Source organism: Halomonas sp. EF61 (assembly GCF_040147045.1).
In the GTDB taxonomy this organism is placed as follows: Bacteria; Pseudomonadota; Gammaproteobacteria; order Pseudomonadales; family Halomonadaceae; genus Halomonas; species Halomonas litopenaei.
Window position 1 is genome coordinate 1,514,615 of the sequence record NZ_JAMSHM010000001.1, and the last position, 26,359, is coordinate 1,540,973.

Below are 26,359 nucleotides of genomic sequence, written 5' to 3' on the forward strand. Positions count from 1 at the left end.
CAGGTTTTGGTCATTGGCGAGCGTCGTGACGCGCTACTCTACGCCTGAAATCTCCGTCTTGACAAAAATGACCTTTGTATCCAGTCTTCAATTGATGGCGGTCGACACAACCGCTGACGCCGCAGGACCGATGGCACGTCGGTAGTCCAGCAAGCGCACGACCGACACCAGGGCCAGTGGCGCCACCGCAAGCCCCAACAAGACCAAGCAACAAGACGAGGTGTTCAAGATGGCGAAGAAAGAGATTCTCTGTGCATTTGGTGTCGACGTGGACGCCGTGGCCGGCTGGCTCGGTTCCTACGGTGGCGAGGACTCCCCCGACGATATCTCCCGCGGCCTGTTCGCCGGCGAGGTCGGTGCACCGCGCCTGCTCAAGCTGTTCGAGCGCTACAACCTGAAGACCACCTGGTTCATTCCTGGGCACAGCATCGAGACCTTTCCCGAGCAGATGAAGGCGGTGGTCGACGCCGGTCACGAGGTCGGGGTCCACGGCTACAGCCACGAGAACCCCATCGCCATGACCCGCGAGCAGGAACGCGACGTGCTCGACTACAACATCGAGCTGGTGACCCAGCTGTCGGGCAAGCGGCCGACCGGCTATGTGGCGCCCTGGTGGGAATTCAGCCCGGTGACCAACGAGCTGCTGCTCGAGCGTGGCATCAAGTACGACCACAGCCTGATGCACAACGACTTCCACCCCTACTACGTGCGCGTCGGTGACTCCTGGACCAAGATCGACTACTCCAAGCCGGCCAAGGAGTGGATGAAGCCGCTGGTACGCGGCGAAGAGACCGACCTGATCGAGATCCCGGCCAACTGGTACCTCGACGACCTGCCGCCGATGATGTTCATCAAGAAGTCCCCCAACAGTCATGGCTTCGTCAGCCCGCGCCAGCTGGGCGAGATGTGGCAGGACCAGTTCGACTGGGTCTACCGCGAGAACGACTACGCGGTGTTCACCATGACCATCCACCCCGACGTCTCCGGCCGTCCTCAGGTGCTGATGATGCTCGAGCGACTGATCGAGCATATGCAGAGCCACGAAGGCGTGCGTTTCTGCACCTTCGACGAGATCGCCGACGATTTCGCCAGCCGCCATCCTCGCGGCTGAACGCGCCATCGCGCCTCCCCTGACAACCACACCACAACGATAACGAAAGAGGGTGACGTCAATGACCGAGCCAACCCAAACCGCGCCCTCCGGGGCCCGTCCCGACGCGGACGAGCCCTGGAACGCTGTCATCACCAAGAAACAGATCGGCTACGCCTCGCTGGTCTGCTTTATCGCCTGGGTGGCGTCGGTCTACGACTACACCCTGTTCGGCACCCTGTTGCCGGTCATCGCCGAAGACTTCGGCTGGACCACCGCCAAGGCCACCGCGGTCAACACCTGGGCCACCATCGGGGTGTTCCTGGTGTCGCTGGTGGTCGGCACCATGCTCGATCGCTTCGGCCGCAAGAAGACGCTGATCCTGCTGGTGATCGGCGGTGCCGTCAGTTCCGGCCTGTCCGGTATCGCCATCGGCGCCGCTTCCATGGTGATCATTCGCGCCTTCTCCGGCTTTGCGGTCTCCGAAGAGGTGGTCAACGCCGTCTATCTCAATGAGATCTACAAGAAGGCCAAGGGCCGCGGCTTCATGTACAGCCTGGTGCAGAGTGGCTGGCCGGTCGGTGCCCTGCTGGCCGCCGGCATGACCTCGCTGCTGCTGCCGATCGTCGGCTGGCGCGGCAGCTTCTTCGTCGCCGCCTGCGCCTCGATCATCGTCATCGTGATGGCGGTCCGGCTGCCCGAGTCGCCGGTCTTCGCCGCCATCAAGGAGGTCGAGCGGCGGCGCAAGGCGGGTGACGCCGAGGGCGCGGCCCAGCTTGCCGCCGAGCACGACGTCGAGGTCAACACCGGCAGCAACCTGGGGCTCAAGGGCGTGTTCACGCCGGAACTGCGTCGTCACACCATCTCGCTGTCGCTGGTCTGGCTGTTCAGCTGGATGGCGATCCAGGTGTTCGCGGTGCTGGGCACCACGGTGCTGGTGGAGGCCAAGGGCGTCAGCTTCGAAAGCTCGCTGTACGTGCTGATCCTGGCCAACGCGGTGGGCTTTGTCGGTTACCTCAGCCACGGCTGGCTGGGCGACCGCATCGGTCGGCGCAACACCGTGCTGATGGGCTTTCTGCTCGGCGGTGTCGCCAGCATCCTGATGCTGCTTGGCCCGGCCAGCGACGGTTTCGTCTACCTGATGTACGCCGTCACCCTGTTCTTCCTGCTCGGTCCGTTCGCCGCCATCCTGTTCTACATGGGTGAATCCTTCCCGCCCCATGTACGCGGCACCGGGGCCAACGTGGCCCACGTCATGGCACCGGTGGGGGCTATCATCGGCTCCGGTCTGGTGTCGGTGCTGCTGACCGCGGGTGTCAGCATGACCTGGTCGGCGATCCTGGCGGGCTCGCTGCCGCTGGTGCTCAGTGGACTTTTGATGTTCGGCACCCGTCATGTGGACCATCGTGAACACGACACCCTCGAGGAGGCGGTGGCATGAGTGCTCTGACACGCGACGATGGTCTGGCCGGCAAGGTCGCCATCATCTCCGGTGCCGCCAGTGGCATCGGCCAGGCGCTGGCGGTCAGCTACGCCAGGGCAGGCGCCAAGGTGGTTGCCGGCTACTACCCCGGTGACCCCCATGACGTCGAGGCGACCGTCTCGGCGGTGGCCGATGCCGGCGGCGAGTGTGTGGCGGTGGCGCTGGACGTGCGCGATGGCGCCCAGTGCGACGCCCTGGCCCAGGCCGCCATCGACCGCTTCGGCAGGCTCGATATCGCGGTGGCCGGTGCCGGCATCCTGCGTCAGGCCGCGCTCGAGGATCTGACCGACGACGCCTGGAACGACATGCTGTCGGTGGACCTGACCGGCGTGATGCGGATATTTCGCAGCGCGGCGCGGGTGATGACGGGGCCTGGCGCCATGGTCGCGGTGTCGTCCATCGCCGGCGGCGTCTATGGCTGGGACGAGCACGCTCACTACGCCACCGCCAAGAGCGGGCTGATGGGCCTGGTCAGGTCGCTGGCGGTGGAGCTTGCCCCTCGGGGCATCCGCGTCAATACCTTGATCCCCGGGCTGATCGAGACCCCGCAGTCACTGGACCCGGTCAACTCCCTGGGCCCGGATGGCCTTGCCGCCGCAGGCAAGGTGATCCCTGCCGGCCGGGTCGGCCACGCCGACGAGGTCGCTCGCACGATACGTTTTCTGACCAGTGACGATGCCTCCTACGTGACCGGCCAGCAACTGATCGTGGACGGCGGCTTGACCGTGCGCTGGCCGAGCTGAAGCCAGCCGTCAAGGCGCATCCAAGCCAGCGACGCGAGGCGAGGGCGGCGGCCCTCGCCTCGTGCCCCCAGCGAGTGGAGAGAATCCCATGTCACAGAAACTTCAGGGCAAGGTTGCCCTGGTGGTGGGCGGCGCCAGCGGTATCGGCCGTGCCATCGCCAACCTGTTCCACGCCGAAGGTGCCACCGTTGCGGTGGCCGACCTCAACGCCGATGCCTGTGATCAGGTGGCCCGCGCGCTGCGCGCCCGGGTCAGCACCCATCGGGTCGACGTTTCCGACGAGGCCTCGGTGAAGGCCATGGTCGACGAGGTGATCAGCACCCACCAGGCGATCGACGTGCTGGTCAACAGCGCCGGCATCCTCGACGAGACGCCGTTTCTCGAGATGACCAGCGAGACCTTCGACCGCATGATCGGCATCAACCTGCGCGGGGTCTTTCTGGTCAGCCGCGCGGTGGCCCCGCATATGGTCGAGCGCAAGGCCGGGCGGATCATCAATGTTGCCTCGCAGCTGGCGCTCAAGGGTGGCATGGGGCTGTCCCACTACTGCGCCGCCAAGGCCGGGGTGCTGGGGCTGACCAAGTCCATGGCGCGGGAGCTGGCACCCTTCAACGTGCTGACCAATGCCATCGCGCCTGGCCCCATCCTGACCCCGATGCTCGAGGGACTGAGCCCGGAATGGATCGCCGACAAGGAGGCCGAATTGCCGCTCGGACGCTTCGGCAGGGCCGAGGAAGTGGCGCCTTCGGCGCTGATGCTGGCGGCGTCTCCGGATGGCGACCTGTACCTGGGCCAGACCCTTGGTCCCAATAGCGGCGACGTGATGTAGCGGCCAGACAGGAGTCCGTGAATGCTCACCCTGCTGCTGGTCAAGTGGCTGTCCACCGCCCTGGTAGTGATCGGCGTGTCGGTGGCGGTGGTGCGCCTGGGGCCACGCCTGGGCGGGGTGCTGGCCGGCACCCCGATCGTGCTGGGGCCCGGCTACTTCTTCATGCTGGGCGAGCAGCCCGGCGCCTTCGTTGCCGAGGCGGCGCTGGGCTCGCTGCACGCGATGTTCGCGACCCTGGCGTTCTGTCTGGCGTATGTGCTGCTGGCGGGGCGACAGGGCGCGCTGGCGGCTGTCGCCCTGGCCGCCGTGCTATGGCTGCCGGTGGCGGCGCTGGCTGCCGTCTTGCCAGGCGGCACGGGGCTCGCGCTGGTGCTGTTCATTGCTTGCCTGGCCCTGGCGATGCGGCTGATGCGCGCGCTGGGCTTGTCGCGGACGGCGGTGTCGGCGCCGCTTGTCTGGGCCGACCTGCTGATACGCGGCACCCTGGCCGGGGGCATCGTGTGTCTGGCGACCGTGGTGCTGGCGGATATCGCCCCGGCGCTGTCCGGCGTCGCCCTGAGCTTTCCCATCGGCATGCTGACCATCGCCCTGACCCTGCACCAGCGCTACGGCGCCGAGGTCGCTCGGGCCACCCTGGCCGACACCCAGCTTGGCATGCTCAGCCTGGTGGCCTTCAGCGCCGTCCTTGCGGCAACCGCCGCGCACCTTTCCCCCGCGCTGTCCTTTGGCCTCGCCCTGGCTGCCTCGCTGGGCACCAGTAGCGCCCTGTGGGCGTGGCAGAGGCGCCTGCACAGCCCGCGTCACGCGTGAGACCGGAAGGGGTGCGCGCGCGCGCCGCCCGGGCTCTTGTCGGGCCTTGCTCCAGGCAAGGTGCGATGAACGTAAAAAACCCCGCCGTAGCGGGGAAATGCCTCACGAATATCGCTACTGCGCTACTGCGCTACTGCGCTACTGCGGCCCAGCCGCCGCTGTCGACCGAGGCGAAGATGGCGTCGATCACCCTGAGATTGGCGATGGAATCCTCCAGCCCATAGAGCCCGACCTCCTCACCGCGCAGGGCGCGGCAGAAACGACTGACCTCCTGTTCGTACTGGTCCATGGGCGGGAAGGTTTCCGTCTTGGGGTCGCTCTGATAGAGGTCGAAGACGTTGTCGTGAACCACCCGGGTCGGGCGCTCGACCGGAGCGATAAAGGGCTCTGGCAGATCGATGGCACCTTGGCTGCCGACGATGTGCAGGTGCTGGGCGGCACTGGTGGCGGTGGAGACCATCAGGCTGGCGTGGCGCCCCTCGCCGTAGTCGAGCAGCACGCTGGCGACGACGTCCACGCCATGTTCCGGGGCGCGGCTGGCGTGGGCCATCACCCGCCGGGGTTCGCAGCCAAAGGCGAAGCGAGTCGCCATGGCCGCGTAGCAGCCGACATCATAGAGCGCGCCACCGCCGAACTCCGGGCGCATGCGGTAGTTGCCGGGGTCGTCGAGACCGAAGGTGAGCATGGCCTGAACCATGCGGATGTCGCCATAGTCGCCGGCCTCGATGCGTTCCTTTACCGCCAGCCAGCGCGGTTGGTGGCGCACCATGAAGGCCTCGCAGAACAACAGTCCCGGCGGCACCCTGAGGCTCGCCGCCTGTGCGGCGGTAAGCGCCAGGGGCTTTTCGCACAGCACGTGCTTGCCCTTGTCCAGCGCCTTCTGGGCCAGCTCGATATGCAGATGGTTGGGCAGCGGGATGTAGACCGCCTCCACCTCCGGGTCGTCGAGCACCGCTTCGTAGCTTGCGTAGGCGCGCGGAATATCCATCTCGTCGGCAAACGCCTGGGCCGATTCCTGGTTGCGTGACCCCACCGCCAGAACCTCGGCGTGGGCGCTCGCCCGCATCGCCGGTATCAGCTTGATGCGCGCAATATTGGCGGTGGAGAGGATGCCCCAGCGTACCGGTGCGTCGATCATGGTCGGGTTCCTTGCGGTCAGGGTGTGAGCTGTGCGGATGAGCGCTGCTGGGGGTCGGGCACCGATACCCAGCGACGCTCCTGGCAGGAGACGTCGATGGCGGTGAGGATATTCTGGTTGTGGCGGCCGAAGGCGAAGTCGGGGAAGCAGCCGGCAGATGAGGCGATGCCCTGGACCAGGTCGTGGACCTCGATCACCTTGACGTCGAAGTAGCCGATGCCGCCACCGCCGTAGTCGAACGGAAAGAAGGCGCGGAACTGCGGCACCTGGGAGCCCGCCAGCAGGGTCTTGAAGCCGCGATCCTCACGCCGGTCGGCGTAGCGGAAGAGCTTGAGCTCGTTGAAGCGCTCGCCGTCCATCACCAGGGTGCCCTCGCTGCCGCTGACCTCCCAGCCGATGCCGAAGACCTTGCCGGCGGCCACCCGAGAGCTTTCGATCACGCCGCCGGCACCATTGGCAAAACGCACCAGCGCCTGGGTCTGGTCGTCGTTCTCGACCTCGCGACGCTCGGCGCCTGCGGTCGCCTTGCTGGCGTAGCCGGCACCCTCGCAGGCTCCATCAAGCACGGGCCGAGTCGCAAACAGGATCTGGCTCTGGGCGCAGACCTCCTCGATATCGCCCATCAGGAACTGGGCGACGCTGATGGTGTGGGCGCCCAGGTCGCCCAGTGATCCGGTACCGGCCTGCTGGCGCGAACAGCGCCAGGACCAGGGCAGTTCGGGATCGTTGAAGAAGCCTTGATCGAAGGTGCCGCGAAAGCGCATCGGCGTGCCGATGGCACCCTCGTCGATCAGCCGCCTGGCGAGCAGAGCCGCCGGCGTCTTGATGTTGTTGAAGGCGACCATGGTCTTGACCCCGCGGGCGCGGGCCGCCTCGGCCATCTTCGCCGCCTGGTCATCGTTCATGGCCAGGGGCTTTTCGCAGTAGACGTGCTTGCCATGGTCGATGGCGGCCATTGCCATGTCGAAGTGCAGGGCGTTGGGCGAGGTGATGTCCACCACCTCCACCTCCGGGTCGGCGACCAGCTCTCGCCAGTCGCCGTAGGCGCGCTCCACGTCCAGCCGTTCGGCGGCGGCCCTGGCGGCCTGATCGCCCTGGTCGGCGATGGCGACCAGGCGAGGACGCAGCGGCAGATCATGGTAGAGCGTACGGGCACGGCGATAGGCATCGGCGTGGGCCTGACCCATGAAGCCGCTACCGATCAGGCCAATGTTGAGCGCCTTGGGCATTCGCTTGTCTCCGCTGGTGGGCCACGTCGGTCACGTCGCCCGGGGATGGTGAGGCTGGTCGAGCCGGGCGATCACCGGCGTGGCCTAGTTGGCGTTGGGCAGCTCGTAGTCGGGCTTTTCGCTGGGCATGCAGGCGCGCAGCAGTTCCACCGAGCGCACCACGCCCTCCCGGCGCGACAGGTTGATATCCTCGTGCTCGATGCTCAGCACGCCGTCCTGGTAGCCCCCGGCCTGCAGCCAGTAGCAGAAGTCCTTCCACCACTCGAGTTTCTGGCCGTACCCTAGGGTCACGTAGGACCAGCCGCGATCACGGAAATCGCCCATTGGCTGATTGTCCAGACGGGAGGTCAGGCCCACCGCCGCCGGGTTGAGCGCGGTGTCCTTGGCGTGAACATGGTAGATGTGGCGGGCGTAGCGCTGGACCACCTCGATGGGATCGGCGCCCATCCACAGAAGGTGGCTGGGATCGAAGTTGAGGCCGACGATGTCGCCGATCTCGCCATGCAGGCGCAGGAAGCCCGGCAGGTTGTAGACCAGCTGGTTGCCATGCATCTCCAGGCATAGTTCACGAATGCCTTCGCCGCGGGCGTGGTCGGCCAGCTTGCGCCAGTAGGGCAGCGCGACCTCGTTCCACTGGTAGTCGAGCATCTGGGCGGTTTCCGGTGGCCAGGCGGCGGTCACCCAGTTGGGGAAACGGTCATCCGGGCCACCGCCAGGCAGACCCGACATCAGATTGACCCGGGGCACCTCGAAGTGACGGGACAGCGCGATGGCCTGCTCGACCACCCTGTGCTGGCGCTCGCCATCGGTGGGGTGCAGCGAGTTGCCGTTGGCGTTGAAGGCGGAAATCGTGACGCCATGGTGGGCGAGCCTGGCCTTGAGGTCCTTGCGCGCGGCTTCGCTGTCGAGCAGTGCAGCGGCATCGAGGTGGGGCGAGTCCGACCAGTTGCCGATGGAAAATTCCACGCACTCGATGCCCTGTTCGGCGCAGAAGGCGAGCAGGTCGTCCAGTGACATATTGGCCAGGCTGTCGGTGACGAGGCCGATTTTCATGTGATGCTCCTGTCAAGCGAACCCGCCCATGAAGGGCGGGCGAGGTGTGGATGGTCAGTACCGACAAGGCCTGCTCGGTGAGTCGCCGGCCTTGCCATGGTGGCGGATGGCCATTGGATGAGGTGGCCGCTTAGTGATAGCCCTGCTGAGTCAGCTCGATGACCTGTTCGGCGTTTTCCTGGGTGATGAAGTTTGGCCCGGTCTGGATATTGTTGGTGGGCTTGAGGCCGTAGCGGTTGTACAGCGCCAGCGAGATGATCGGCAGGTAGCCCTGAAGGTACTGCTGCTGATCCATGGCGAACAGCATCTCGCCATCGCGAACCGCTTCCAGTGTCTCTGCGGACAGGTCGAAGGTGGCGAAGGCGATCTGGCCCATGGCGCCTTGGCTACGGAATTCGTTGATCAGCGGGTCGGTGGCCAGCGATCCCAGGCTCAGCACGCCGTCGGTGTCCGGGCTCGAGTTGAGGTGGGCGAGCACGGCATTGGTGATGGCGGTGGGATCCTGGGTGGTGGAGATCTGTTCGGCACTGCCGTCGAAGGCGTCGGTAAAGCCCTTGCAGCGGGCATCAAGCTGCGACTGGCCGGGGGCGAAGTTGATACAGATGGGGCTCTCGACGCCGGCTTCCTTCATGCGCTCACCGGCCATCTTGCCCGCGCGGTACTCGCTCTGACCGACATAGTTGAGTGCGCCGATCTCGCCGGCGATCTCTTCGCCGGTGTTGAGCACCACCACCGGAATACCGGCGGCGATGGCCTCGCGCACCGGCTCGGCGAAGGCGCTGGCGTCGGGCATGGTCAGCGCCAGGCCATCGGGTTGGGTGGCAATCGCCTGCTCGATCATCCTCAGCATCTGGGAGGTGTCGTACTGGGCCGGAGAGTTGTAGAGAAGCTCCACTCCCATCTCCTCGGCGGCATCCTCGAAACCGCGCTTGAGGACGTTGCCGAAGGGGTCCGCCGCGACGATATGGGTGATCGCCACGAACTTCAGCGGGTCGGCGTCCTGGGCAACGGCCGCCTGGCTCGCCGACAGCGCCATGGCGCCAGCGACCAGGGCGCCGGTGATGGCCCTGGAGAATGCATTGGGGCGCTTGACCCCGGTGTGTGTTGCGCTGGTCTTTTCGGTGATCTTGCTCATGGCTGTACTCCGATTGTTGTTGGTGTTGCGGGTGATGGTGCTCAGGGGTGTCACGTTGATGCAGTGATTCAGGCGCGTCGGTGCTGCGCCATCTGGTCGAGTGCCCGGTCCAGGCGTTCGGCGTCCCAGTCTTCGTCCAGGGCCAGTGTCAGCAGCTCGCATTGGCTCTGGGGGGCCAACCCGCCCTGGGGTGGGGTGCGATCCAGATTGGCCGGGAACGGGTAGGCCTCGGCCAGGGCGGTCACACCTGCGCGGATCGCCGCTGTCCAGCCATCGCGCTGGAAGCGGGCCTTTAGCGCGGCAAAGCCGGCGCGCACCAGGCGGGTGTTGTCGACGCTCTCCATGGCACGGCCAAAGGCCGAGGAGATCTGCAGCAGGTTGGCCATGCGCCGCAGGTCCTGACTGTCGTTGTCGCCCGCGGCGTGAAACAGCGCCGGGTTGAAGAACAGGCCGTCGCCCTTGGTCAGCGGTAGCTGAACGCGATGGCGGGCGAACACCTGCTGGAAGGCCGGGTCGTGGTAGGCCAGATAGCCTTCTGGGTAGCGCTGGGAGTGAGGCAACAACTGGGTTGGTCCGCTTTCCAGCGGCATGTCGTCGTGGGCCACGGCGCCCTGCAGCGTCAGGTGTTGTGAGGCGACCTGCAGCGACAGCGGGTAGCCCAGCGCCTGTGCTTCGCTCAGAAAACCCAGGTGATAGTCGCGATGAGGCAACTGAGCACGACCGCCCGGTTTGACCACGTTGACCTGGGAGGTGATCTGGTAGCCCGGGCCAAGCCAGGCCTCGGCTACCAGTGCCAGCACCGGATTGGCGTAGTAGTCGACGAAACCTTCCGGATCGGCCTCGCCGTGCTTCTGGAAGGCATTCCACAGGCGATCATTGGCACCCGGCGCAGCAAAATGGTCGCCCTGCTGGCCGTGTCCCCGTTCAGCTTCGATCAGCGCAAGAAAGCTCTCGCTGGCGCGGTCCACCGTGGTCCGCTCCATCATCCCGGTGATCGCGAGCACCCCGGGACCGTCCAGCAGGCAGTGATGCCACTCGTCAAGCAGCCTGCGCCGCCGCTGCGGGTCGGCGAGACAGTCAAGGGCATGGCTTGCGCGGTAGAGCGGAATGCCGGAGACGATGCGCTCGGCCTGGGGCAGCGCTTCGGCATTGGTCGTCGATTGGACCAGGGCCTCGAAGGCGGCCACATCCAGCTGGGTTCGATCGATGAAATGCTCCACCGTCTGTCCTCCTCAGTCAGGCCAGCGCATGGCGGCGGGCGGCTGCGGCGCGCTGTCGTGACAGCCCAGCACGCTCTGGTCCATGTCGACGATGGTCCCGGTCATCATTCCCGAGGCGTCGCTGGCCAGGAAGGCCACCGCGCTGGCGACCTCCTCAGGCTCCAGCAGGCGCCCCATCGGCTGCGCGCGGGCGGCCGCTTCCAGCCAGTTATCCTCGGCGCCGTGGGTATCCGTCTGGATGCGGTGTTCGCCCGGGGTGTTCATCCAGCCGATGTTGAGGCCGTTGACGCGGATGCGATTGCGCAGCAGCGAGTAGGCGGCGTTGCGGGTCAGGGTGGCCAGCGCCCCCTTGCTGCCGCTGTAGGCGCAGATGAAGGGCTGACCGCCGTGGCCGGACATGCTGAGGATATTGACCACGCGGCCTTCGATACCATCGCGGATCATCCGCCGCACAGCTTCCTGCATCAGGAAGAAGGGCGCCTTGGTGTTGACCGCGAACAGACGATCGTAGGCGGCCTCGTCGGTGTCGAGCAGGGTGCCGCGCTCGGTGTTGCCGGCGCAGTTGATCAGCATGTCGATGCGTCCGAAGGCCTCATCGGCCTGGGCCACCAGCCGGCGGCAGTCGTCGACCCGGGTCATGTCGGTGGCCACGAACAGAACCTTGGCGTCCTCACCTAGACCCTCGAGCTCGCGAGCCAGGGCCTCGCCCTTGTCCCGCTGGCGCCCGCAGATGACCAGGCCGGACAGGCCACGACCCAGCAGGTGGCGAGCCACCGCCTCGCCCAGTCCCTGGGTGGAACCGGTGACGATGGCCACCTGACCTTTGAATGAACGATCTTGCATAGTAACTCTCCCTGTTCAGGCCGCCTGGCCGTTGCCATCGGCGCGCTGAAATTCGGCAAGCTCAGCGTCCAGGCTCTCGAGCTCGGCGCCACCGGCCATCATGTTGAGCACTTCCTCACGGCTGACCTCGTCCTTGCGGAAGGTACCGAAGCTGGAGCCGCGCTTGAGGATGGTGAAGGCGTCACCCACCGGATAGGCGTGGTGCACGTTGTGGGTGATGAAGATGACCGCCAGACCATCGGCGCGGGCCTTGGCGATGTAGCGCAGCACCACCGAGGCCTGCTTGACCCCGAGCGCCGAGGTGGGCTCGTCGAGGATCAGCACCTTGGCACCGAAGTACACCGCCCGGGCGATGGCCACGCACTGGCGCTCGCCACCGGAAAGGGTGCCGACCGGCTGAGCCGGATCGCGCACGTCGATACCGATCTTGGCCATCTCTTCCTTGGCGACGCGGTCAGCGAATGTCCAGTCGACGCGACGGGTCGGTCCCCAGCCCCTGGTAGGTTCGCGGCCCATGAAGAAGTTTCGGGTGATCGACATCAGCGGGATCATCGCCAGATCCTGGAAGACCGTGGCGATGCCAGCGTCGAGGGCATCCGAGGGCGAGCTGAAGTGGGCCTCCTTGCCGTCGACCAGGAACTCGCCGTGGGTCGGTACGTGGACCCCCGAGAGGGTCTTGATCAGGGTCGACTTGCCGGCGCCGTTGTCACCGAGCAGGCACATGACCTCGCCGGAGTGAACCTTCATGGAGATACCGCTCAGGGCGATCACGCTGCCGAAGTGCTTGGCTACGTCGCGCATTTCGATCATCGGGACGGGAGCGTTCATTACTTGGCCTCCAGCGCCTTGCGACGCACGTAGTTGTTGAACAGCACCGCGATCAGCAGCATCGCGCCGAGGAATACCTGGAACCAGTCGGTGTTGACGCCGGTATAGAAGATACCCATCTGCACCATGCCGAAGATCAGCGCACCGAAGCTGGCGCCGATGGCGGAGCCGTAGCCGCCGGTGAGCAGGGCGCCGCCGATGACCACCGCGATGATCGCCTCGAGCTCCTTGAGGATGCCGCGGATGGAGTCGGCCGAGCCGGTGTCCATCACCTGCAGGGCGGCGAACACGCAGGCGGCGAAGGCGGTGAACATGAACAGTACGATCTTGACCAGATTGACCGGGACACCGACGTTGCGTGCCGCTTCCTTGTCGCCGCCGCAGGCGAAGATCCAGTTGCCGAAGCGGGTGAACAGCAACACCCAGGTGGCCAGCGCGGTCAGGCCGAGCCACCACACGATGGAGACCGGGATGCCACTGACGGTGGGATTGCCGGCGAAGTTGGTACCGATCACGCCGATCTCGGACAGCCAGAGGAAGAAGCCCTCGCCGACCTCGCCGCTGAACAGCGCCGCGAACCAGTCGTTGCCGATGACGTCGTGGACCCCGCCGATCTGGGTGCGATCCGCCATCAGACGGGGAATGCCGATGGCCACTCCGCGCAGGATGAACAGAAAGCCCAGGGTGACGATAAAGGATGGCAGTCCGGTCTTGACCACCAGCCAGCCGTTCAGGGCGCCGATCGCCAGGGCACAGCCGAAGGCGAAGGACAGCGCTGCCCAGATGGGCCAGCCGTACTGCACGGCGGGGATGGCGATCAACATGCCGGCGAAGCCGATCATCGAGCCGATCGACAGGTCGAACTCGCCACCGATCATCAACAGCGCCGCCGCCACGGCCAGGATGCCGAGCTGGGCAGAGACTTCGAGGAAGTTGATCACCCCGGCGCCGGAAAACATGCCGGTGCCCGAGGCAACCAGGGCGAAGAACACGATGACCAGTAGGGCGCCGGCGACGGAGCCGAACTCCGGTCGGTGCAGGGCTTTCTTCAGCGGACTGACGTGGGCAAGACGCTCGTCCTGATCTTGGCTGGCGGGAGAGGCGGTAGTGCTCATGGTGACTCCTTGTGAGGGTCGTCTTGTTGTAGGAGCGGAGACGTCCGCGGTGGTGATGGACGTGTTTCGAACTCGCGGACAGCTGTTTCGATTCGTCGTGTTATGAAATGTAGATTCCAAGAGAGAAATTAACAATTCAAAAATTCTATACTTTGGTCTATGCGGAATGTTTGTTCCTTTTTGCGTAGGCTGGGCGTCAGGCTTGGGGTCTCGCTGTCGATCGACGATTGATCGTGGTAATGGCGAGCGCCTGAAAGCCACCAAGACATACCCCTTAGCGGCAATGCACATGGATACAAGGAGCAGACGATGAAACTGGCATTGATCGGAGCAGGAAGGATCGGCAGGGTGCATGCGCTGTCCGTCGCCGCCCACCCCGAGGTCACGTTGGCGGCGGTAGTGGATGCCTATCCCGAGGCCGCCGAGACCCTGGCGCGGGACTTTGGCTCCCGGGCTCGGGACATCGATGACGTGTTCGAGGACCCCGAGATCGACGCCGTGCTGATCGCTTCCAGCACGGCGACCCATATCGACTACCTGGAGCGCGCCGCATCGGCAGGCAAGGCAATGCTGTGCGAGAAGCCCATCGCCCTGGATCTGGCGGCGTCACGGGCGACTGCCGAGCGCGTGGCGCAAAGCCTCTGCGCCTTGGCCTTCAATCGCCGCCATGATCCGCAGTTCTCGGCGCTCAAGGATCAATTGGGGCAGGGCCGCATCGGCAAGCTGGAGACGCTGGCGATCACCAGCCGCGACCCCGAGCCGCCGCCCCTTGAGTACGTCAAGGGGTCAGGTGGGCTGTTCCGCGATATGATGATCCACGACTTTGATATGGCCCGCTGGCTGCTCGACGAGCCCATCGTCAGCGTCCACGCCAGCGGCAGTTGTCTGGTGGACCCGGCCATCGGCGAGGCCGGCGACGTGGACAGCGCGGTGGTGGTCATGAAGACGGCCTCGGGGCGCTTGTGCACCATCAGCAATTCTCGGCGTGCGGTATACGGCTACGACCAGCGCATCGAGGCCTTCGGCAGTGACGGCATGTTGCAGGCCCAGAACGAGTGCGACACCCGACTCAAGTTCGTCGGCAAGCAGGGCCAACTGGAGGAAGCGCCGCGCTGGTTCTTTCTCGAGCGCTACGCCGAGGCCTATCGCCGAGAGCTCGACGACTTCTACCAGAGCTGGCGGGAAGGCCGCGCGCCCCGCGCCGGCATCACGGACGGTGTCGAAGCGTTGCGGTTGGCCGAGGCGGCGGATATCTCACGTCGCGAGGGGCGCACGGTCTACGTCGAGGAGGTGTGAGCCCCGGGGCTCTGGGCTTGTGACTCAATCTTTTCCAGCAAAGCGATGAGAGTCACGCACCACCAGCCGGCCTGGGAGCAGCGTTGGGTCACCAGGGATACGTCGATCGAGCAGGTGTGTGATGGCGCTGTCCACCACAGCATCGAGGTTCGGCTGGTAGCTGGTCAGACGGTAGCGCGGTGAGGCGGCCAGCTCGATATCGTCGAAGCCGACGATCGCCAGCTGTCCGTCGAGGCCGGCCTGGTGCAGGGCATCGAGGGCGCCGATGGCAAGGATGTCGTTTTCGCAGAACAGCGCATCCAGGCGCTGTGCCGCCGGTGTCCTTTGCAGGTAGTCGTGCATCGCCTGATACCCCAGAGCGTGGCGATAATCCGTGGCAGCCAGCGTGGCTGCCAGGGTCAGGCCGTGATCCTCAAGCGTCTGGCGATAGCCGTCGAGACGGGGCAGTCGTGATCTGCCGCTGTCGGGGCCGGCCAGATAGCCCAGCCGTCGATGACCTTCGCCGAGCAGCAGCCGGGCGATTTCGGCGCCAGCCGCATGCTCCTGAATTGCCACGATCTGCACCCCGTCCACCTCGGTGGTACGAAACAGCTGCACCAGTGGCACGTGCTGGCGCTCTGTGGCAAAGCGCACGATGTCCTCGCTCAGCACCGTGCCGAGAAACAACAGCCCGTCGACCTGGAAGCGCTCGGCGATATCGAGCAGCTCACCGGAGCGCACCGGTGGTGAAATATTCAAGAGTATCGACAGCTGGCCCCGCTGTTGCAGCGCCAGGGTGGCGGCATTCAGCATCGCCTGGGTATGCGGGTTGGCGAATTGATCGACGACGACGCCGATCAGTTGAGTGCGTCTTGTGGTCAGGCTTCGTGCCAGCAGGTTGGGGCGATAGCCCAGGGCTTCGGCGGCCTCCATCACGCGCTGTCGGGCATTCTCTGAGATCGAGGCGCCGGGAGTGAAGGCCCGCGACACCGTCCACTTGGAGACACCGGCCCGTTCGGCCACCTGGGCGGAGGTCACCTTGCGACCTTGGTCGCGATCGGAACGAATATTCATCGATGCTCCTTGACGGAATTTTTCATTCCATACTAGGCTCGTGCTGGCCTATTTGCAACCGGTTGCATCGGGTCGGATGACGGTGTTGACCCTCTTGAGGTGTTGGCATAGGTCGCCGTCGGAAGAGCCCTTTGTGCCCGCGCCGCCGCCGATGCGTCCACCCAAGCAACGGCGAAACCACACAGCCATATGACAGGACAATGCCATGAAGCTCTCCATCTGTACCGATGTGATGGCGGATCTCAGCTTTACCGAGATGCTCGACAAGTGCGTGGCGCTCGGGGTGGAAGGTATCGAGATGACCGGTGGTGGCTGGTCGCCGGCGCCGCATTTTCGTGCCGACGAACTGCTCGCCGATAGAAGCCTGCTGGCCTCACGCCTGAAGGAGATCGACGCCCGGGGACTGAAGATCGCCGCCTTGAACTGTTCCGGCAATCCGCTCGACCCGGGGGAACTCGGCGAGCGCCACCGAGGTGAGATCGAAAGGACCATCCGGCTCGCCGGTGAGATCGGGGTCAAGCGCATCGTCACCATGTCGGGCCTGCCGGCGGCGGCGCCGGGGGACAGCGTGCCCAATTGGCTCGTCTACACCAAGAGCTGGCCCGATGAGATGCCCGAGCGCGATCGGTACCAGTGGGAAGACTGCGCCTTTCCCTACTGGCACGGCCTGGTGAGGCTGGCCGATGAGGTCGGTGTCGAGCGATTCGCGCTGGAAAATTTTTCGGCGATGCTGGTGTGGAACCCCCAGACCCTGTTTCGCCTGCGTGACGAGGTCGGGCCCAAGGTCGGCATGAACCTGGACCCTTCACACCTTTTCTGGAAGGGGGCCTGCCCGATCGCCGCGGCCAGGGCACTGGGCGATGCCATCCACCACTGCCACGGCAAGGATACCCGCATCGAGCGGGGGCTGGCCGATGTCAACGGTCTGCTCGAGCTCGCCGAGGTCACCGACGTCGCCAATCGCGCCTGGAACTATGTGGCGGTGGGGGCGGGACATGACCTTCAGTGGTGGAAGGAGTTCTTCTCGGTGGTGCGGATGCAGGGCTACAACGACTGGGTCAGCCTCGAGATGGAGGACTTCACCATGTCCACCGAGGCCGGTATCCAGTCGTCGATCGACGCGCTGAAGCAGACCATCAGTCGTTAGCGATATGAATAGGCTGGTCAAGGCTGCTGCCAAGATGGCCTGTCCGCGGCTGACATGCCTGCGGCTGGCGGAAAAGGGAAGCAATGCACCATAAAAAAGCCCCGCCGGTGGCGGGGCAAAGAGAGAGACGTTCCTTGGTCCGCCGATGACGCCAGCCCTTACCTGGGCTGCCGGAATCGGCGGAGTTTGTACGGCTACTGTTGCTGCACGATCCACTCGTGTTCAGGGTCGTTCTTGAACTTCCATTCGCGCTTGGGACCGGCCATCACGTTGAGGTAGTAAAGCTCGTAGCCGTGAGGTGCACCCACCGGGTGGTAGCCCCGAGGCACCATCACGCAGCAGCCATTGTCTACCGCCATGGTCTCGTCCAGCGAGCGGTCATCGGTGTAGACCCGCTGAAAGGCGAAGCCCTGGCTCGGATTCAGCCGGTGGTAGTAGGTTTCCTCGAGGATCGACTCCTCGGGCAGATTGTCGACGTCGTGCTTGTGGGGCGGATAGCTCGACCAGTTGCCTGGCGGTGTGTAGACCTCGACCACCAGCAGGCCGTCGGCGGGTTCGGTCTCCGGCAGGATGTCGTGGATATGGCGAGTGTTGGTGCCGCCGCCGCGGGTGGAGCACTTGACCTGCTGTGGCGCGATCAGCCTGGCCTTGTGGTTGCCGTGGCCCGGTGCGCTGCACACCGCGATCTCGAGATCGGTCAGTGCCTCGACCTCGAAGTCCGCTCCATCGGGCAGGTAGACCGAGTAGGGTGGCACCTTGTCGAAGATGTCCATGCGCTCGCCGATGTCCTCCCAGCGTTCGCCGGCGCCGGCGACGGTGGCACGTCCGCTCAACAGCACCAGGCAGTGTTCGCGTGAGCCGGTCTCGCCGCTCAGACGCTGGCCCTTTTGCAGCCGGTGGACACGAAAGCCGACGTGTTCCCAGCCAGCGGATTGCGGGGTGACTTCCAGCACCTTGCCGTCGGCGTCGGGGCTCTGGGGGCGTACAAGAAGCGATGTCATGGACAGGATCTCCTGTTGATGGCCTGCCCGGTCGCGCAGGGCGCGGGGCGTGGGCGGGCCAGGGTGTCGAGGGGCGAGCTGGCGGCTAGCCCGAGGCGGGGGCCTCGGGAGACGAGCCCTTGTCGGCGGCGCTGTCCTGGCGCACGCCCAGGGCGATGGCCATGCTCTGGGCCAGGCACAGGGTGGCGGTGAGGCCGCGGAAGCTCTTCACTTCCGCTTCCTGTACCACCAGGGTCACGTCGGCGACGCGGGCCAGAGGGCTCAGGGTGGAATCGGTGATGGCAACCACCGGCACGCCTTTATCACGGGTCTGTTCGGCTACTTCGCGGGTTTCCGATGCGTAGGGCGAGAAGCTCACCGCCAGCAGGGCGTCGCGGGGACCGATGGCCCGTGCCTGTTCCTGATGCATACCGCCCAGGGCATTGATCAAGAAGCAGCGTTTGTCGACGTGGTTGAGTGCGTACTGCAGGTAGCTTGCCACCGGGAAGGTGCGGCGCATGCCCATCAGGTGCACCGCCTCGGCGCCTTCCAGAAGGTCCAGCGCGCTCTCCAGCTGGCGCGGGTCGGTACGCCCGGGGAGTTGCTCGAGCATTTCCCGGTTGGCGTCGGCAAATTCCCACAGCAGTTGAGAGCCGCTGGGGGTCTCGCCGGTGGCGGAGCGCACCGCGTGGATGCGCTCTGAGTAGTTGGGCAACTCATCCACCAGGCGTGAGCGAAACAGCTTCTGCATGTCCGAGAAGCCCTTGAACCCAAGGCTGTTGGCAAAGCGAATCAGCGTGGACGGCGTGACGCCCGCCTGCTCGGCCAGCCTCGCTACGGTGGAAAAGGCTACTTCCTGCGGGTGATCGAGCAGAAAACGCGCCGTCTGCTGCAGGCGACGGCTGAGGTCGGGGTACTGCTCGGTGATCTGCGCTTCCAGCGCGCTGAAATCCTGAGGTAGCTCTGCCATGGCGGTTCACTCGGTTGCAGGGTGTTGCCCAGCGTTGGCCGTCGTCTGGGATCACCCTAGTCAATTGGGAATAAAAATTCCATTTATGCTTTAGTATAGAACGTTCGGATGGAACGTTTCATTCAGTGCCAAGGCTATCATTGTTCCCCTGGAGGAGGGGGGGCGCCTTGTACTTTGGTCGACAAGTTGCGGCCACGCCGTCGGTCTTCGTGGGCTAGAAGCCGAGCCCAGATGATTGATTAGCGGGAAAAAGCCACAATCAGCTGAATGCCAAGGCACCAGAGGAGGAAACATTCCCTCTATTTGACCTTGGGAATTTTTGTTCTAAAGTGCGACCTAACCGGTTGCAAACAGTTCTGACGTGACGTTTCCGGCACCTTCTTCTCGGCTCAGGGAGCGCCCCATGCCATCTCGATCACTGCACTTTGCCCTTAACCATATGGTCTGTCCTCGCTACTCCATCGAGCAGCTGATGCGCCTGGCCGCCGAGCTCGGCATCGACGCGGTGGAGCTGCGCAACGATGTCGGCGACAACAGCCTGGCGACGCTCGAGCAGGCCGTTGCCGCCGGAGAGCTGGCCCGGGAGCTGGGTCTGAGCGTGCTCAGCGTCAATGCGCTGTATCCGTTCAATGTGTGGGACAAGGAGCGAGCCGTTCAGGCCGAGCACCTGGCCGAACGGGCAGCGGCGGCGGGCGCCCGGGGTCTGGTGCTGTGTCCGCTGGTCGCCGCGCCCGACGATGCACCAACAGCCACCGATGTGGTCAAGGCGCTGGTGGAGCTGGGGCCAATCCTGGATCGTCACGGGCTCGTGGGGTTCGTCGAGCCACTGGGCTTTCCTGACTCGTCGTTGCGACTCAAGGCTGACGCTGTGGCCGCCATCGACGAGGCCGTCGCCATCCTGGGGCCATCGGAGCCGGCGCGCTTTTCGCTGGTGCACGACACCTTTCACCATCGAGGGGCCGGTGAAGCGGCACTGTTCGCCGCGCGCACCGGCCTGGTTCACCTGTCCGGCGTCGAGGATCCGACGCTGACCTTCGACGCCATGCTCGACGGCGACCGGGTGCTGGTGGGTGAGGGCGATCGCCTCGACAACGTCGAACAGGTGCGTCGCCTGCTCGCCGATGGTTATCGCGGTTACCTGTCCTTCGAGCCCTTCGCCGAGTCGGTACACGCGCTGCAGGATCCGGCGGATGCCCTCGCGCGCAGCATTGACGTCATCCGCGATGGAGTAGCCTGAATCGCCGCCGTGACCGCCACATACAGCGAGGTTGACCACGCTGCGATCCGCCCGTGTCGTGCTGAACGCCACCCACCTGGCTCAGTGACAACGTCCTGAACCTGAGCATGAACAATGATAAGGAGACTTCCATGAAAATCGCCCTCGACCCCTTCATGCATCGCCACGTGCCCCTGGAAAAGCTGCCGCGTCTGGCCAAGGACCTGGGATACGACTATCTCGAGCTGTCGCCCCGGGATGACTTCTTCGACTGGTTCGTCCACCCCCGGGTGTTCCCGTCCCGCCTGCGCTCCTTCAAGCAGGCGCTCAAGGACAGCGAGGTCGAGATCGCCTCGCTGCTGCCGATGTTCCGCTGGGCCAGTCCCCACGAAGACGAGCGCCAGGCGGCGGTGAAGTACTGGAAGAAGGCCATCGAGGTGGCGGTGGAAATGGGGGTGGACACCATGAACTCCGAGTTCGGTCGTGGCCCGCACCCCGAGCGTGGCAGTTGCTCAGCCTGCTGCCATGGCGGCGCCACCACCGAATCCAGCGAGGCCGCCTGGTGGCGCTCGATGGAGGAGCTGGTACCGATCTTCGAGCGCGAAGGCATCCAGCTCAACGTCGAGCCACACCCGGATGACTTTGTCGAGACGCTGCACCCGGCGGTGGACATGATTCGTACCATCGACTCGGACAACGTGAAGTTTCTCTACTGCGCACCCCATACCTTCCACTTTGGCGATGACATGGCGCAGATGATCCGTGACAGCGCCCCGGTGCTGGCCCACGTCCACGTGGCGGATACCTTCAATCACAAGGGATCGTCGGGGCTGCGCTACATCATCAATCCGCCGGGCTCCACCGCCCGCATCCACCAGCATCTGGATATCGGCCAGGGCGAGATCGACTGGGATCTGTTCTTCAAGACGCTGGCCGGGGTCGGCTTCGACGGCATCATGACCGCCTGTGTGTTCGCCTGGGAAGAGCGCGCAGAAGACTCCTCGCGCTTTATGCGCCAGGAGATCCAGCGCTACGTCGATACCTACTTCAACCCACGCTGAGGCTCGTCCTGGCCGCGCTACCTCCACGCCCTGTCCGGCGCCACCGGGCGGGGCGACTTGCCGCCCGGGAGCGTGACGGCAGGCTCCCGTGCTTCCCGGACACTGCTACGACCAAAGATGAACTGAATCGGCTGTTCCAGAGATTGAACGAGTGGAATATCAGTTCTATCATGGATTCAAATAGAACGAACAATCCAAAGTCGTCGGGACGCCCGTCACGGGCAGAGCACGGCTTATCGTGACCACACCAGGGTGACGCCATGACCACCAACAAGACGCTGGACCTAATCTGCCTGGGCCGAGCGGCCGTGGATTTCTACGGCGAACAGATCGGCAGCCGGCTCGAGGACATGTCGTCCTTCAACAAGTACCTCGGCGGCTCGTCGGCCAATATCGCCTACGGTACCGCTCGCATGGGGCTGAAGTCTGCCATGCTGACGCGGGTCGGCGACGAGCACATGGGGCGCTTCGTACGCGAGGAACTGGCCCGGGTGGGCGTGGATGTCAGTCAGGTCATCACCGACCAGGAGCGACTCACCGGTCTGGTGATCCTGGGCATCAAGGATCAGGACACCTTTCCGCTGATCTTCTATCGCGACAATTGTGCCGACATGGCGATCAGTGCCGATGATATGGATCCCGAGTTCATCGCCTCCAGTCGGGCGCTGTTGATCACCGGTACCCATTTCTCCACCGACGGCACCTATCAGGCCAGCAAGACCGCCATCGAATACGCCAAGGCGGCCGGCACCAAGGTGATTCTCGATATCGACTATCGTCCGGTGCTGTGGGGCCTGACCTCGCTGGGTGACGGCGAGACCCGCTTTATCTCCGATGATGGTGTCAGCGCCCACCTGCAGACCATTCTGCCGGACCTGGACCTGGTGGTCGGCACCGAGGAAGAGGTCCACATCGCCGGTGGCAGCACCGACACCATCACCGCGCTCAAGCGCATTCGCGAGCTGAGCGATGCCTCCATCGTGCTCAAGCTGGGCGCGCAGGGATGCACCGTGCTCGACGGTGAGATTCCCGACAGCGAGTCCGAGTTCGAGGTATTCACCGGGGTACGTGTCGAGGTGCTCAATGTGCTGGGTGCCGGTGACGCCTTCCTCAGCGGTTTTCTGCGCGGCTGGCTCAACGGCGAAAGTCATGAGCAAAGCTGTGCCTACGCCAACGCCTGCGGGGCCCTGGTGGTCTCCCGCCACGGCTGTGCCCCGGCGATTCCCAGCAGCGAGGAACTCGACGACTACCTGAGTCGCGCCGAGGATATCCCGCGTCCCGACCTGGACACGCGGCTCAACCACCTGCACCGGGTCACCACCCAGCGTAGCCCGACGCAGTGGTCGGATCTGTGCGTGCTGGCCTTCGACCATCGCAAGCAATTCTACGACATGGCCCGGGAGGTCGGCGCCGACCCTGGAAGGATCAAGACGTTGAAACGGCTGCTGGTGCAGGCGGCGGAGCAGGGCGCTGGACATATCGGTGACAGCCAGATGGGCGTGCTGATCGACGACACCTACGGTCAGGATGCACTCAATGACGTGACCGGGCGCGGCTGGTGGATTGGCCGCCCGGTGGAGTTGCCGAGCTCGCGTCCCATCGAGCTGGAAGGCGGGCGCAATATCGGTGCCCGACTGGCCGCCTGGCCACGCGAGCACATCGTCAAGTGCCTGGTGTTCTACCACCCGGAGGACCAGCTCGACCTGCGCCGCACCCAGGAGCGCCAGGTGGTGGAGCTGTATGACGCCTGCCTCCGGACCGGGCACGAGCTGCTGCTCGAGATCATTCCGCCCAAGGATCAGCAAAGCGATGACGATACCTTTCTCAACGCCATGCAGCGCTTTTACAACCTCGGCGTCTATCCCGACTGGTGGAAGCTGCCGCCGCAGACCCCCGCGGCCTGGGAGCGCATCAGCGTGCTGCTGGCGCGACGCGCCCCCCACTGTCGCGGCGTGGTGATGCTGGGGCTCGATGCGCCCCTCGATACGCTCAAGAAGGGCTTCATGGACAGCGCCGGGTTCGACGTGTGCAAGGGCTTCGCGGTGGGGCGCTCGATCTTTGCCGAGCCCAGCCGTCGCTGGCTCGCCGGCGAGGCCGACGACCAGGCGCTGATCGACGATGTCGTCGCCAATTACCGCGAACTGGTGGACTGCTGGAAAGAACGCCAGAGCGGTTCGTAGCGCTCCCAGACCATGACCAAGATAACGATAATCCGGGTCCTCTCAGGACCCGGCAGCCATCTCCGAGAGCATTGCCATGTCCACGATTCGACTGACCATGTCCCAGGCGGTGATCCGCTACATGCAGGCCCAGAAGGTGAACGTCGACGGCCAGATCAAGCCGCTGTTTCCCGGCGTCTGGGCGATCTTCGGCCACGGCAACGTGGCCGGTCTCGGCGAGGCGCTGTATCAGGCCCGTGAGACGCTGCCGACCTACCGCGCCCACAACGAGCAGGCCATGTGCCACGCCGCCATTGCCTTCACCAAGACGCTCAATCGTCGCCAGGTGATGGCCTGTACCGCCTCCGCCGGTCCTGGTTCGGTGAACATGGTAACCGCGGCGGCGGTGGCCCACGTCAATCGACTGCCGCTACTGCTGCTGCCGGGCGACACCTTCGCCACGCGCAAGCCCGATCCGGTGCTGCAGCAGGTCGAGAACTTCCACGACCACACCCTGACCTCCAACGACTGCTTCAAGCCGGTGAGTCGCTTCTTCGATCGCATCACCCGGCCGGAGCAACTGCTGACGTCGCTGCCCCAGGCGATGCGGGTGCTGACTGACCCGGTGGAGTGTGGTCCGGTGACCCTGGCGCTGCCCCAGGACATCCAGACCGAGGCCTACGACTACCCCGAGCACTTCTTTGCCGAGAAGGTACACCACCTGCGCCGTCAGGCCGCCGACCCGCGCGAGCTCGACGATGCCATCGCCTTGATCCGCTCGGCCGAGCGACCGCTGCTGGTGGCCGGTGGCGGCGTCCACTACGCCGAGGCGCTGGCTGAGCTCGACGCCTTCGTCAGCCGCTACCAGGTGCCAGTGACCGAGACCCAGGCGGGCAAGGGCGCGCTGCCCTGGGACCATGCCAGCAACGTCGGCACCCTGGGTGTGACCGGTTCAGCCGCCGCCAACAGCTTGGCCCAGGAAGCGGATCTGATCATCGCCGTGGGCACCCGGCTTGGCGATTTCGCCTCTGGCTCCCGGGCGCTGATCAACCCCGAGGCGAAGATACTGTGTCTCAACGTGGCCTCCTTCGATGCGGTCAAGCACTACGCCCAGCCGCTGGTGGGCGATGCCCGCCTGAGCCTTGTCAGCCTGAAGGACGGGCTCGAGCAGGGCACCGCCCCGTGGCGGCCGGCCTCGTCCTGGAGCGAGCGGGCGGCCGCGCTGCGCGACGACTGGAATGCCACCGTGGAACGGGTGACCCAGGATCGCGGCACCGGGCTGCCCTGTGACGCCGAGGTGGTGGGGGCGGTCAACCGCGCTGCCGGCGAACGCGACATCGTGGTGTGTGCCGCGGGGGGCCTGCCGGGCGAGCTGCAGAAACTGTGGCGTACTCGCTTCGATCGCGGCTACCACATGGAATACGGCTACTCCTGCATGGGCTACGAACTTGCCGGAGGCCTCGGCACCAAGATGGCGCTGCCCGATTCAGAGGTGTTCGTGATGGTCGGTGACGGCTCCTACCTGATGATGAACTCGGAGATCGCCACCTCGGTAATGCTGGGGCACAAGATCATCGCGGTGGTGCTCGACAATCGCGGCTATGGCTGCATCCATCGACTTCAGCAATCCTGCGGCGGCCCCGGCTTCAACAACCGGCTGGAGGACTGCCTGAGCGTCGAGGGCGGCGCACCCAAGACCGACTTCGCCGCCCACGCCGCCGCCCTGGGCGCCAATAGCGAGAAGGTTGCCAATATCGCCGAGCTTGAGCAGGCCCTCGAGCGCGCCAAGGCGTCCGATATCAGCTATGTGATCGCCATCGACACCGATGGTCTCAACGACACCAAGGAAGGTGGTGCCTGGTGGGACGTGGCGGTGCCTGAAGTATCGCCGCGCCCAGAGGTAGTGGAGGCCCGCGAGCGCTATCAGTCCCACAAGGCGCGTCAGGCCAGAAACCTCTAGGCCCGAATCCGCTCTGCCATAACAACCAAATATTCCAGGCGCGCCGGCGCCTGGAGCATCGAACGCCGGAGGACGCCATGAGCATAAGACTGGGCATCAACCCCCTGACCTGGACCAATGATGACCTGCCCTCGCTGGGCGGAGACACCCCGCTGGAGACCTGCCTCGCCGAGGGACGAGAGGCCGGTTTCGACGGCTTCGAGCTGGGCCACAAGTTCCCCCGCGACGCCGCCACCCTGGGGCCGATCCTCGAGCGTCACCAACTGTCGCTGGTGTCAGGCTGGTACAGCGCCGAGCTTTTGACCCGCAGCGCCGAGGAAGAAATCGCAGCGCTGACGCCCCATCTGGAACTGCTCAAGGCGCTCGGCGCCAGGGTCATGGTGTTCTGCGAGGTCTCGCGCTGCGTGCATGGACAGATGGGGGTACCGCTGAGCCATCGCCCCACCATGAGCGACGAGGAATGGACGCTGTTTACCGAGCGCCTTGACCAGGTGGCCGAACACTGCCAGCGCGAGGGCGTGCAGATCGCCTATCACCACCATCTGGGAACGCTGGTGGAATCCGAGGCCGACATCGACCGGCTGATGGCGGCCACCGGACCGGCGCTGGGCCTGCTGCTGGACACCGGCCATCTGGTGGCCGCCGGTGGCGACCCCTTCGGCGTGCTCGAGCGCCACGCTGCACGCGTCAACCATGTGCACTGCAAGGATATCCGTGCCGAGGTGCTGGCCGATGTGCGCAACCGTAACCGGAGCTTCCTGGAAGGGGTACTGGACGGCATGTTCACCGTGCCCGGTGATGGCTTCATCGACTATGGCCGGTTGTTCCAGGGGCTGGTCGCGCACGACTACCAGGGCTGGGTGGTGGTGGAGGCCGAGCAGGATCCCGCCGTGGCCCATCCACTGACCTATGCCCGCAAGGGCTATGACCATCTTGCACGCTGCTGCGACGAGGCCGGGCTGGCCCTGGCCTCGTGACAGCGACCCCCGTGCCGATGTCTT

The 26,359-nt window shown here is 65.1% G+C and carries 23 protein-coding genes; 12 read left to right on the top strand and 11 right to left on the bottom strand.

Annotated elements, in window-relative coordinates; all coding sequences use genetic code 11:
• Positions 1-229: 229 nt before the first annotated feature.
• The 5 genes from NFI08_RS06630 (at position 230) to NFI08_RS06650 (ending at position 4,955) form a co-directional block, all read left to right on the top strand.
• Entirely contained in the window at positions 230-1,111 is an 882-nt protein-coding gene (locus NFI08_RS06630) for a polysaccharide deacetylase family protein (protein WP_045993136.1), read from the top strand.
• Positions 1,112-1,172: 61 nt separating this feature from the next.
• A complete protein-coding gene (locus NFI08_RS06635; RefSeq protein ID WP_213227432.1) occupies positions 1,173-2,531 on the top strand; it encodes an MFS transporter in 1,359 nt (452 codons plus the stop codon).
• Complete coding sequence (locus NFI08_RS06640) at positions 2,528-3,316, top strand: SDR family NAD(P)-dependent oxidoreductase (protein WP_045993138.1); 789 nt, start codon at positions 2,528-2,530, stop codon at positions 3,314-3,316. The genes NFI08_RS06635 and NFI08_RS06640 overlap by 4 nt, the downstream gene beginning before the upstream one ends.
• Positions 3,317-3,404: 88 nt before the next feature.
• Complete coding sequence (locus tag NFI08_RS06645) at positions 3,405-4,145, top strand: SDR family NAD(P)-dependent oxidoreductase (RefSeq protein WP_108449505.1); 741 nt, start codon at positions 3,405-3,407, stop codon at positions 4,143-4,145.
• A 21-nt stretch (positions 4,146-4,166) separates the two neighbouring features.
• Positions 4,167-4,955, top strand: coding sequence for a hypothetical protein (locus tag NFI08_RS06650; protein ID WP_349588160.1), 789 nt, complete (start codon positions 4,167-4,169; stop codon positions 4,953-4,955).
• Between the two features lie 130 nt (positions 4,956-5,085).
• Here the strand turns inward: NFI08_RS06650 and NFI08_RS06655 are convergent, their stop codons facing one another.
• The 8 genes from NFI08_RS06655 to NFI08_RS06690 all read right to left on the bottom strand — a co-directional run bounded on the left by NFI08_RS06655 (position 5,086) and on the right by NFI08_RS06690 (position 13,516).
• Entirely contained in the window at positions 5,086-6,093 is a 1,008-nt protein-coding gene (locus tag NFI08_RS06655; RefSeq protein ID WP_108449507.1) for a Gfo/Idh/MocA family protein, read from the bottom strand.
• 17 nt (positions 6,094-6,110) lie between these two features.
• Positions 6,111-7,322: a Gfo/Idh/MocA family protein gene (locus tag NFI08_RS06660; RefSeq protein WP_108449508.1), complete on the bottom strand. Its 1,212-nt coding sequence runs from the start codon at positions 7,320-7,322 to the stop codon at positions 6,111-6,113.
• 84 nt (positions 7,323-7,406) lie between these two features.
• Positions 7,407-8,375, bottom strand: a complete 969-nt coding sequence (locus tag NFI08_RS06665) for a sugar phosphate isomerase/epimerase family protein (protein WP_108131849.1) — start codon at positions 8,373-8,375, stop codon at positions 7,407-7,409.
• 130 nt (positions 8,376-8,505) lie between these two features.
• Complete coding sequence (locus tag NFI08_RS06670) at positions 8,506-9,510, bottom strand: sugar ABC transporter substrate-binding protein (protein ID WP_349588164.1); 1,005 nt, start codon at positions 9,508-9,510, stop codon at positions 8,506-8,508.
• Positions 9,511-9,578: 68 nt separating this feature from the next.
• Complete coding sequence (locus NFI08_RS06675; RefSeq protein ID WP_108449510.1) at positions 9,579-10,730, bottom strand: phytanoyl-CoA dioxygenase family protein; 1,152 nt, start codon at positions 10,728-10,730, stop codon at positions 9,579-9,581.
• Positions 10,731-10,742: 12 nt separating this feature from the next.
• Positions 10,743-11,573 (bottom strand): SDR family oxidoreductase, encoded by an 831-nt coding sequence (locus NFI08_RS06680; protein ID WP_108449511.1) that lies wholly within the window; start codon positions 11,571-11,573, stop codon positions 10,743-10,745.
• Positions 11,574-11,588: 15 nt separating this feature from the next.
• Positions 11,589-12,401 carry an ATP-binding cassette domain-containing protein gene (locus NFI08_RS06685; protein WP_045993146.1) on the bottom strand — a complete coding sequence of 271 codons (813 nt, stop codon included), beginning with the start codon at positions 12,399-12,401 and terminating at the stop codon, positions 11,589-11,591.
• Positions 12,401-13,516: an ABC transporter permease gene (locus tag NFI08_RS06690; protein WP_108449512.1), complete on the bottom strand. Its 1,116-nt coding sequence runs from the start codon at positions 13,514-13,516 to the stop codon at positions 12,401-12,403. The genes NFI08_RS06685 and NFI08_RS06690 overlap by 1 nt, the downstream gene beginning before the upstream one ends.
• A gap of 309 nt (positions 13,517-13,825) precedes the next feature.
• Between NFI08_RS06690 and iolG the strand changes: the two genes are divergently transcribed.
• Positions 13,826-14,812 carry an inositol 2-dehydrogenase gene (gene iolG / locus NFI08_RS06695; RefSeq protein WP_349588169.1) on the top strand — a complete coding sequence of 329 codons (987 nt, stop codon included), beginning with the start codon at positions 13,826-13,828 and terminating at the stop codon, positions 14,810-14,812.
• A gap of 24 nt (positions 14,813-14,836) precedes the next feature.
• Here iolG and NFI08_RS06700 read toward each other — a convergent pair whose 3' ends face one another.
• Positions 14,837-15,865, bottom strand: coding sequence for a LacI family DNA-binding transcriptional regulator (locus NFI08_RS06700; RefSeq protein WP_045993149.1), 1,029 nt, complete (start codon positions 15,863-15,865; stop codon positions 14,837-14,839).
• Positions 15,866-16,070: 205 nt separating this feature from the next.
• Here NFI08_RS06700 and NFI08_RS06705 point away from each other — a divergent pair, with 205 nt between their 5' ends.
• Entirely contained in the window at positions 16,071-17,012 is a 942-nt protein-coding gene (locus tag NFI08_RS06705) for a sugar phosphate isomerase/epimerase family protein (RefSeq protein ID WP_349588172.1), read from the top strand.
• Between the two features lie 194 nt (positions 17,013-17,206).
• On the opposite strand, the gene iolB is transcribed toward NFI08_RS06705, so the two are convergent.
• Both iolB and NFI08_RS06715 read right to left on the bottom strand, forming a co-directional pair.
• A complete protein-coding gene (gene iolB, locus NFI08_RS06710) occupies positions 17,207-18,013 on the bottom strand; it encodes a 5-deoxy-glucuronate isomerase (protein WP_349588175.1) in 807 nt (268 codons plus the stop codon).
• 85 nt (positions 18,014-18,098) lie between these two features.
• Positions 18,099-18,962 carry a MurR/RpiR family transcriptional regulator gene (locus NFI08_RS06715; protein WP_045993152.1) on the bottom strand — a complete coding sequence of 288 codons (864 nt, stop codon included), beginning with the start codon at positions 18,960-18,962 and terminating at the stop codon, positions 18,099-18,101.
• 403 nt (positions 18,963-19,365) lie between these two features.
• Here NFI08_RS06715 and NFI08_RS06720 point away from each other — a divergent pair, with 403 nt between their 5' ends.
• The 5 genes from NFI08_RS06720 to iolE all read left to right on the top strand — a co-directional run bounded on the left by NFI08_RS06720 (position 19,366) and on the right by iolE (position 26,335).
• Complete coding sequence (locus NFI08_RS06720; RefSeq protein WP_349588179.1) at positions 19,366-20,199, top strand: TIM barrel protein; 834 nt, start codon at positions 19,366-19,368, stop codon at positions 20,197-20,199.
• A 131-nt stretch (positions 20,200-20,330) separates the two neighbouring features.
• Complete coding sequence (locus tag NFI08_RS06725; protein ID WP_349588182.1) at positions 20,331-21,239, top strand: sugar phosphate isomerase/epimerase family protein; 909 nt, start codon at positions 20,331-20,333, stop codon at positions 21,237-21,239.
• 260 nt (positions 21,240-21,499) lie between these two features.
• Positions 21,500-23,419: a bifunctional 5-dehydro-2-deoxygluconokinase/5-dehydro-2-deoxyphosphogluconate aldolase gene (locus NFI08_RS06730; RefSeq protein WP_349588185.1), complete on the top strand. Its 1,920-nt coding sequence runs from the start codon at positions 21,500-21,502 to the stop codon at positions 23,417-23,419.
• Positions 23,420-23,495: 76 nt separating this feature from the next.
• The gene (gene iolD, locus NFI08_RS06735; RefSeq protein WP_108449517.1) at positions 23,496-25,358 is read left to right on the top strand and encodes a 3D-(3,5/4)-trihydroxycyclohexane-1,2-dione acylhydrolase (decyclizing); all 1,863 of its coding nucleotides are present in this window, start codon (positions 23,496-23,498) and stop codon (positions 25,356-25,358) included.
• A 77-nt stretch (positions 25,359-25,435) separates the two neighbouring features.
• Positions 25,436-26,335, top strand: a complete 900-nt coding sequence (iolE, locus tag NFI08_RS06740) for a myo-inosose-2 dehydratase (RefSeq protein ID WP_045993157.1) — start codon at positions 25,436-25,438, stop codon at positions 26,333-26,335.
• Positions 26,336-26,359 lie beyond the last annotated feature (24 nt).

What these genes read in the sequence shown, in the direction of transcription:
- NFI08_RS06640 (WP_045993138.1), top strand. Translation starts at nt 2,528, where the DNA reads ATGAGTGCTCTGACACGCGACGATGGTCTGGCCGGCAAGGTCGCCATC.
- NFI08_RS06630 (WP_045993136.1), top strand. Translation starts at nt 230, where the DNA reads ATGGCGAAGAAAGAGATTCTCTGTGCATTTGGTGTCGACGTGGACGCC.
- iolD (WP_108449517.1), top strand. Translation starts at nt 23,496, where the DNA reads ATGTCCACGATTCGACTGACCATGTCCCAGGCGGTGATCCGCTACATG.
- NFI08_RS06685 (WP_045993146.1), bottom strand. Translation starts at nt 12,401, where the DNA reads ATGAACGCTCCCGTCCCGATGATCGAAATGCGCGACGTAGCCAAGCAC.
- NFI08_RS06690 (WP_108449512.1), bottom strand. Translation starts at nt 13,516, where the DNA reads ATGAGCACTACCGCCTCTCCCGCCAGCCAAGATCAGGACGAGCGTCTT.
- NFI08_RS06680 (WP_108449511.1), bottom strand. Translation starts at nt 11,573, where the DNA reads ATGCAAGATCGTTCATTCAAAGGTCAGGTGGCCATCGTCACCGGTTCC.
- NFI08_RS06670 (WP_349588164.1), bottom strand. Translation starts at nt 9,510, where the DNA reads ATGAGCAAGATCACCGAAAAGACCAGCGCAACACACACCGGGGTCAAG.
- NFI08_RS06715 (WP_045993152.1), bottom strand. Translation starts at nt 18,962, where the DNA reads ATGGCAGAGCTACCTCAGGATTTCAGCGCGCTGGAAGCGCAGATCACC.
- NFI08_RS06645 (WP_108449505.1), top strand. Translation starts at nt 3,405, where the DNA reads ATGTCACAGAAACTTCAGGGCAAGGTTGCCCTGGTGGTGGGCGGCGCC.
- iolG (WP_349588169.1), top strand. Translation starts at nt 13,826, where the DNA reads ATGAAACTGGCATTGATCGGAGCAGGAAGGATCGGCAGGGTGCATGCG.
- NFI08_RS06655 (WP_108449507.1), bottom strand. Translation starts at nt 6,093, where the DNA reads ATGATCGACGCACCGGTACGCTGGGGCATCCTCTCCACCGCCAATATT.
- NFI08_RS06665 (WP_108131849.1), bottom strand. Translation starts at nt 8,375, where the DNA reads ATGAAAATCGGCCTCGTCACCGACAGCCTGGCCAATATGTCACTGGAC.
- NFI08_RS06700 (WP_045993149.1), bottom strand. Translation starts at nt 15,865, where the DNA reads ATGAATATTCGTTCCGATCGCGACCAAGGTCGCAAGGTGACCTCCGCC.
- NFI08_RS06730 (WP_349588185.1), top strand. Translation starts at nt 21,500, where the DNA reads ATGACCACCAACAAGACGCTGGACCTAATCTGCCTGGGCCGAGCGGCC.
- NFI08_RS06650 (WP_349588160.1), top strand. Translation starts at nt 4,167, where the DNA reads ATGCTCACCCTGCTGCTGGTCAAGTGGCTGTCCACCGCCCTGGTAGTG.
- NFI08_RS06705 (WP_349588172.1), top strand. Translation starts at nt 16,071, where the DNA reads ATGAAGCTCTCCATCTGTACCGATGTGATGGCGGATCTCAGCTTTACC.
- NFI08_RS06635 (WP_213227432.1), top strand. Translation starts at nt 1,173, where the DNA reads ATGACCGAGCCAACCCAAACCGCGCCCTCCGGGGCCCGTCCCGACGCG.
- NFI08_RS06720 (WP_349588179.1), top strand. Translation starts at nt 19,366, where the DNA reads ATGCCATCTCGATCACTGCACTTTGCCCTTAACCATATGGTCTGTCCT.
- iolB (WP_349588175.1), bottom strand. Translation starts at nt 18,013, where the DNA reads ATGACATCGCTTCTTGTACGCCCCCAGAGCCCCGACGCCGACGGCAAG.
- NFI08_RS06725 (WP_349588182.1), top strand. Translation starts at nt 20,331, where the DNA reads ATGAAAATCGCCCTCGACCCCTTCATGCATCGCCACGTGCCCCTGGAA.
- NFI08_RS06660 (WP_108449508.1), bottom strand. Translation starts at nt 7,322, where the DNA reads ATGCCCAAGGCGCTCAACATTGGCCTGATCGGTAGCGGCTTCATGGGT.
- iolE (WP_045993157.1), top strand. Translation starts at nt 25,436, where the DNA reads ATGAGCATAAGACTGGGCATCAACCCCCTGACCTGGACCAATGATGAC.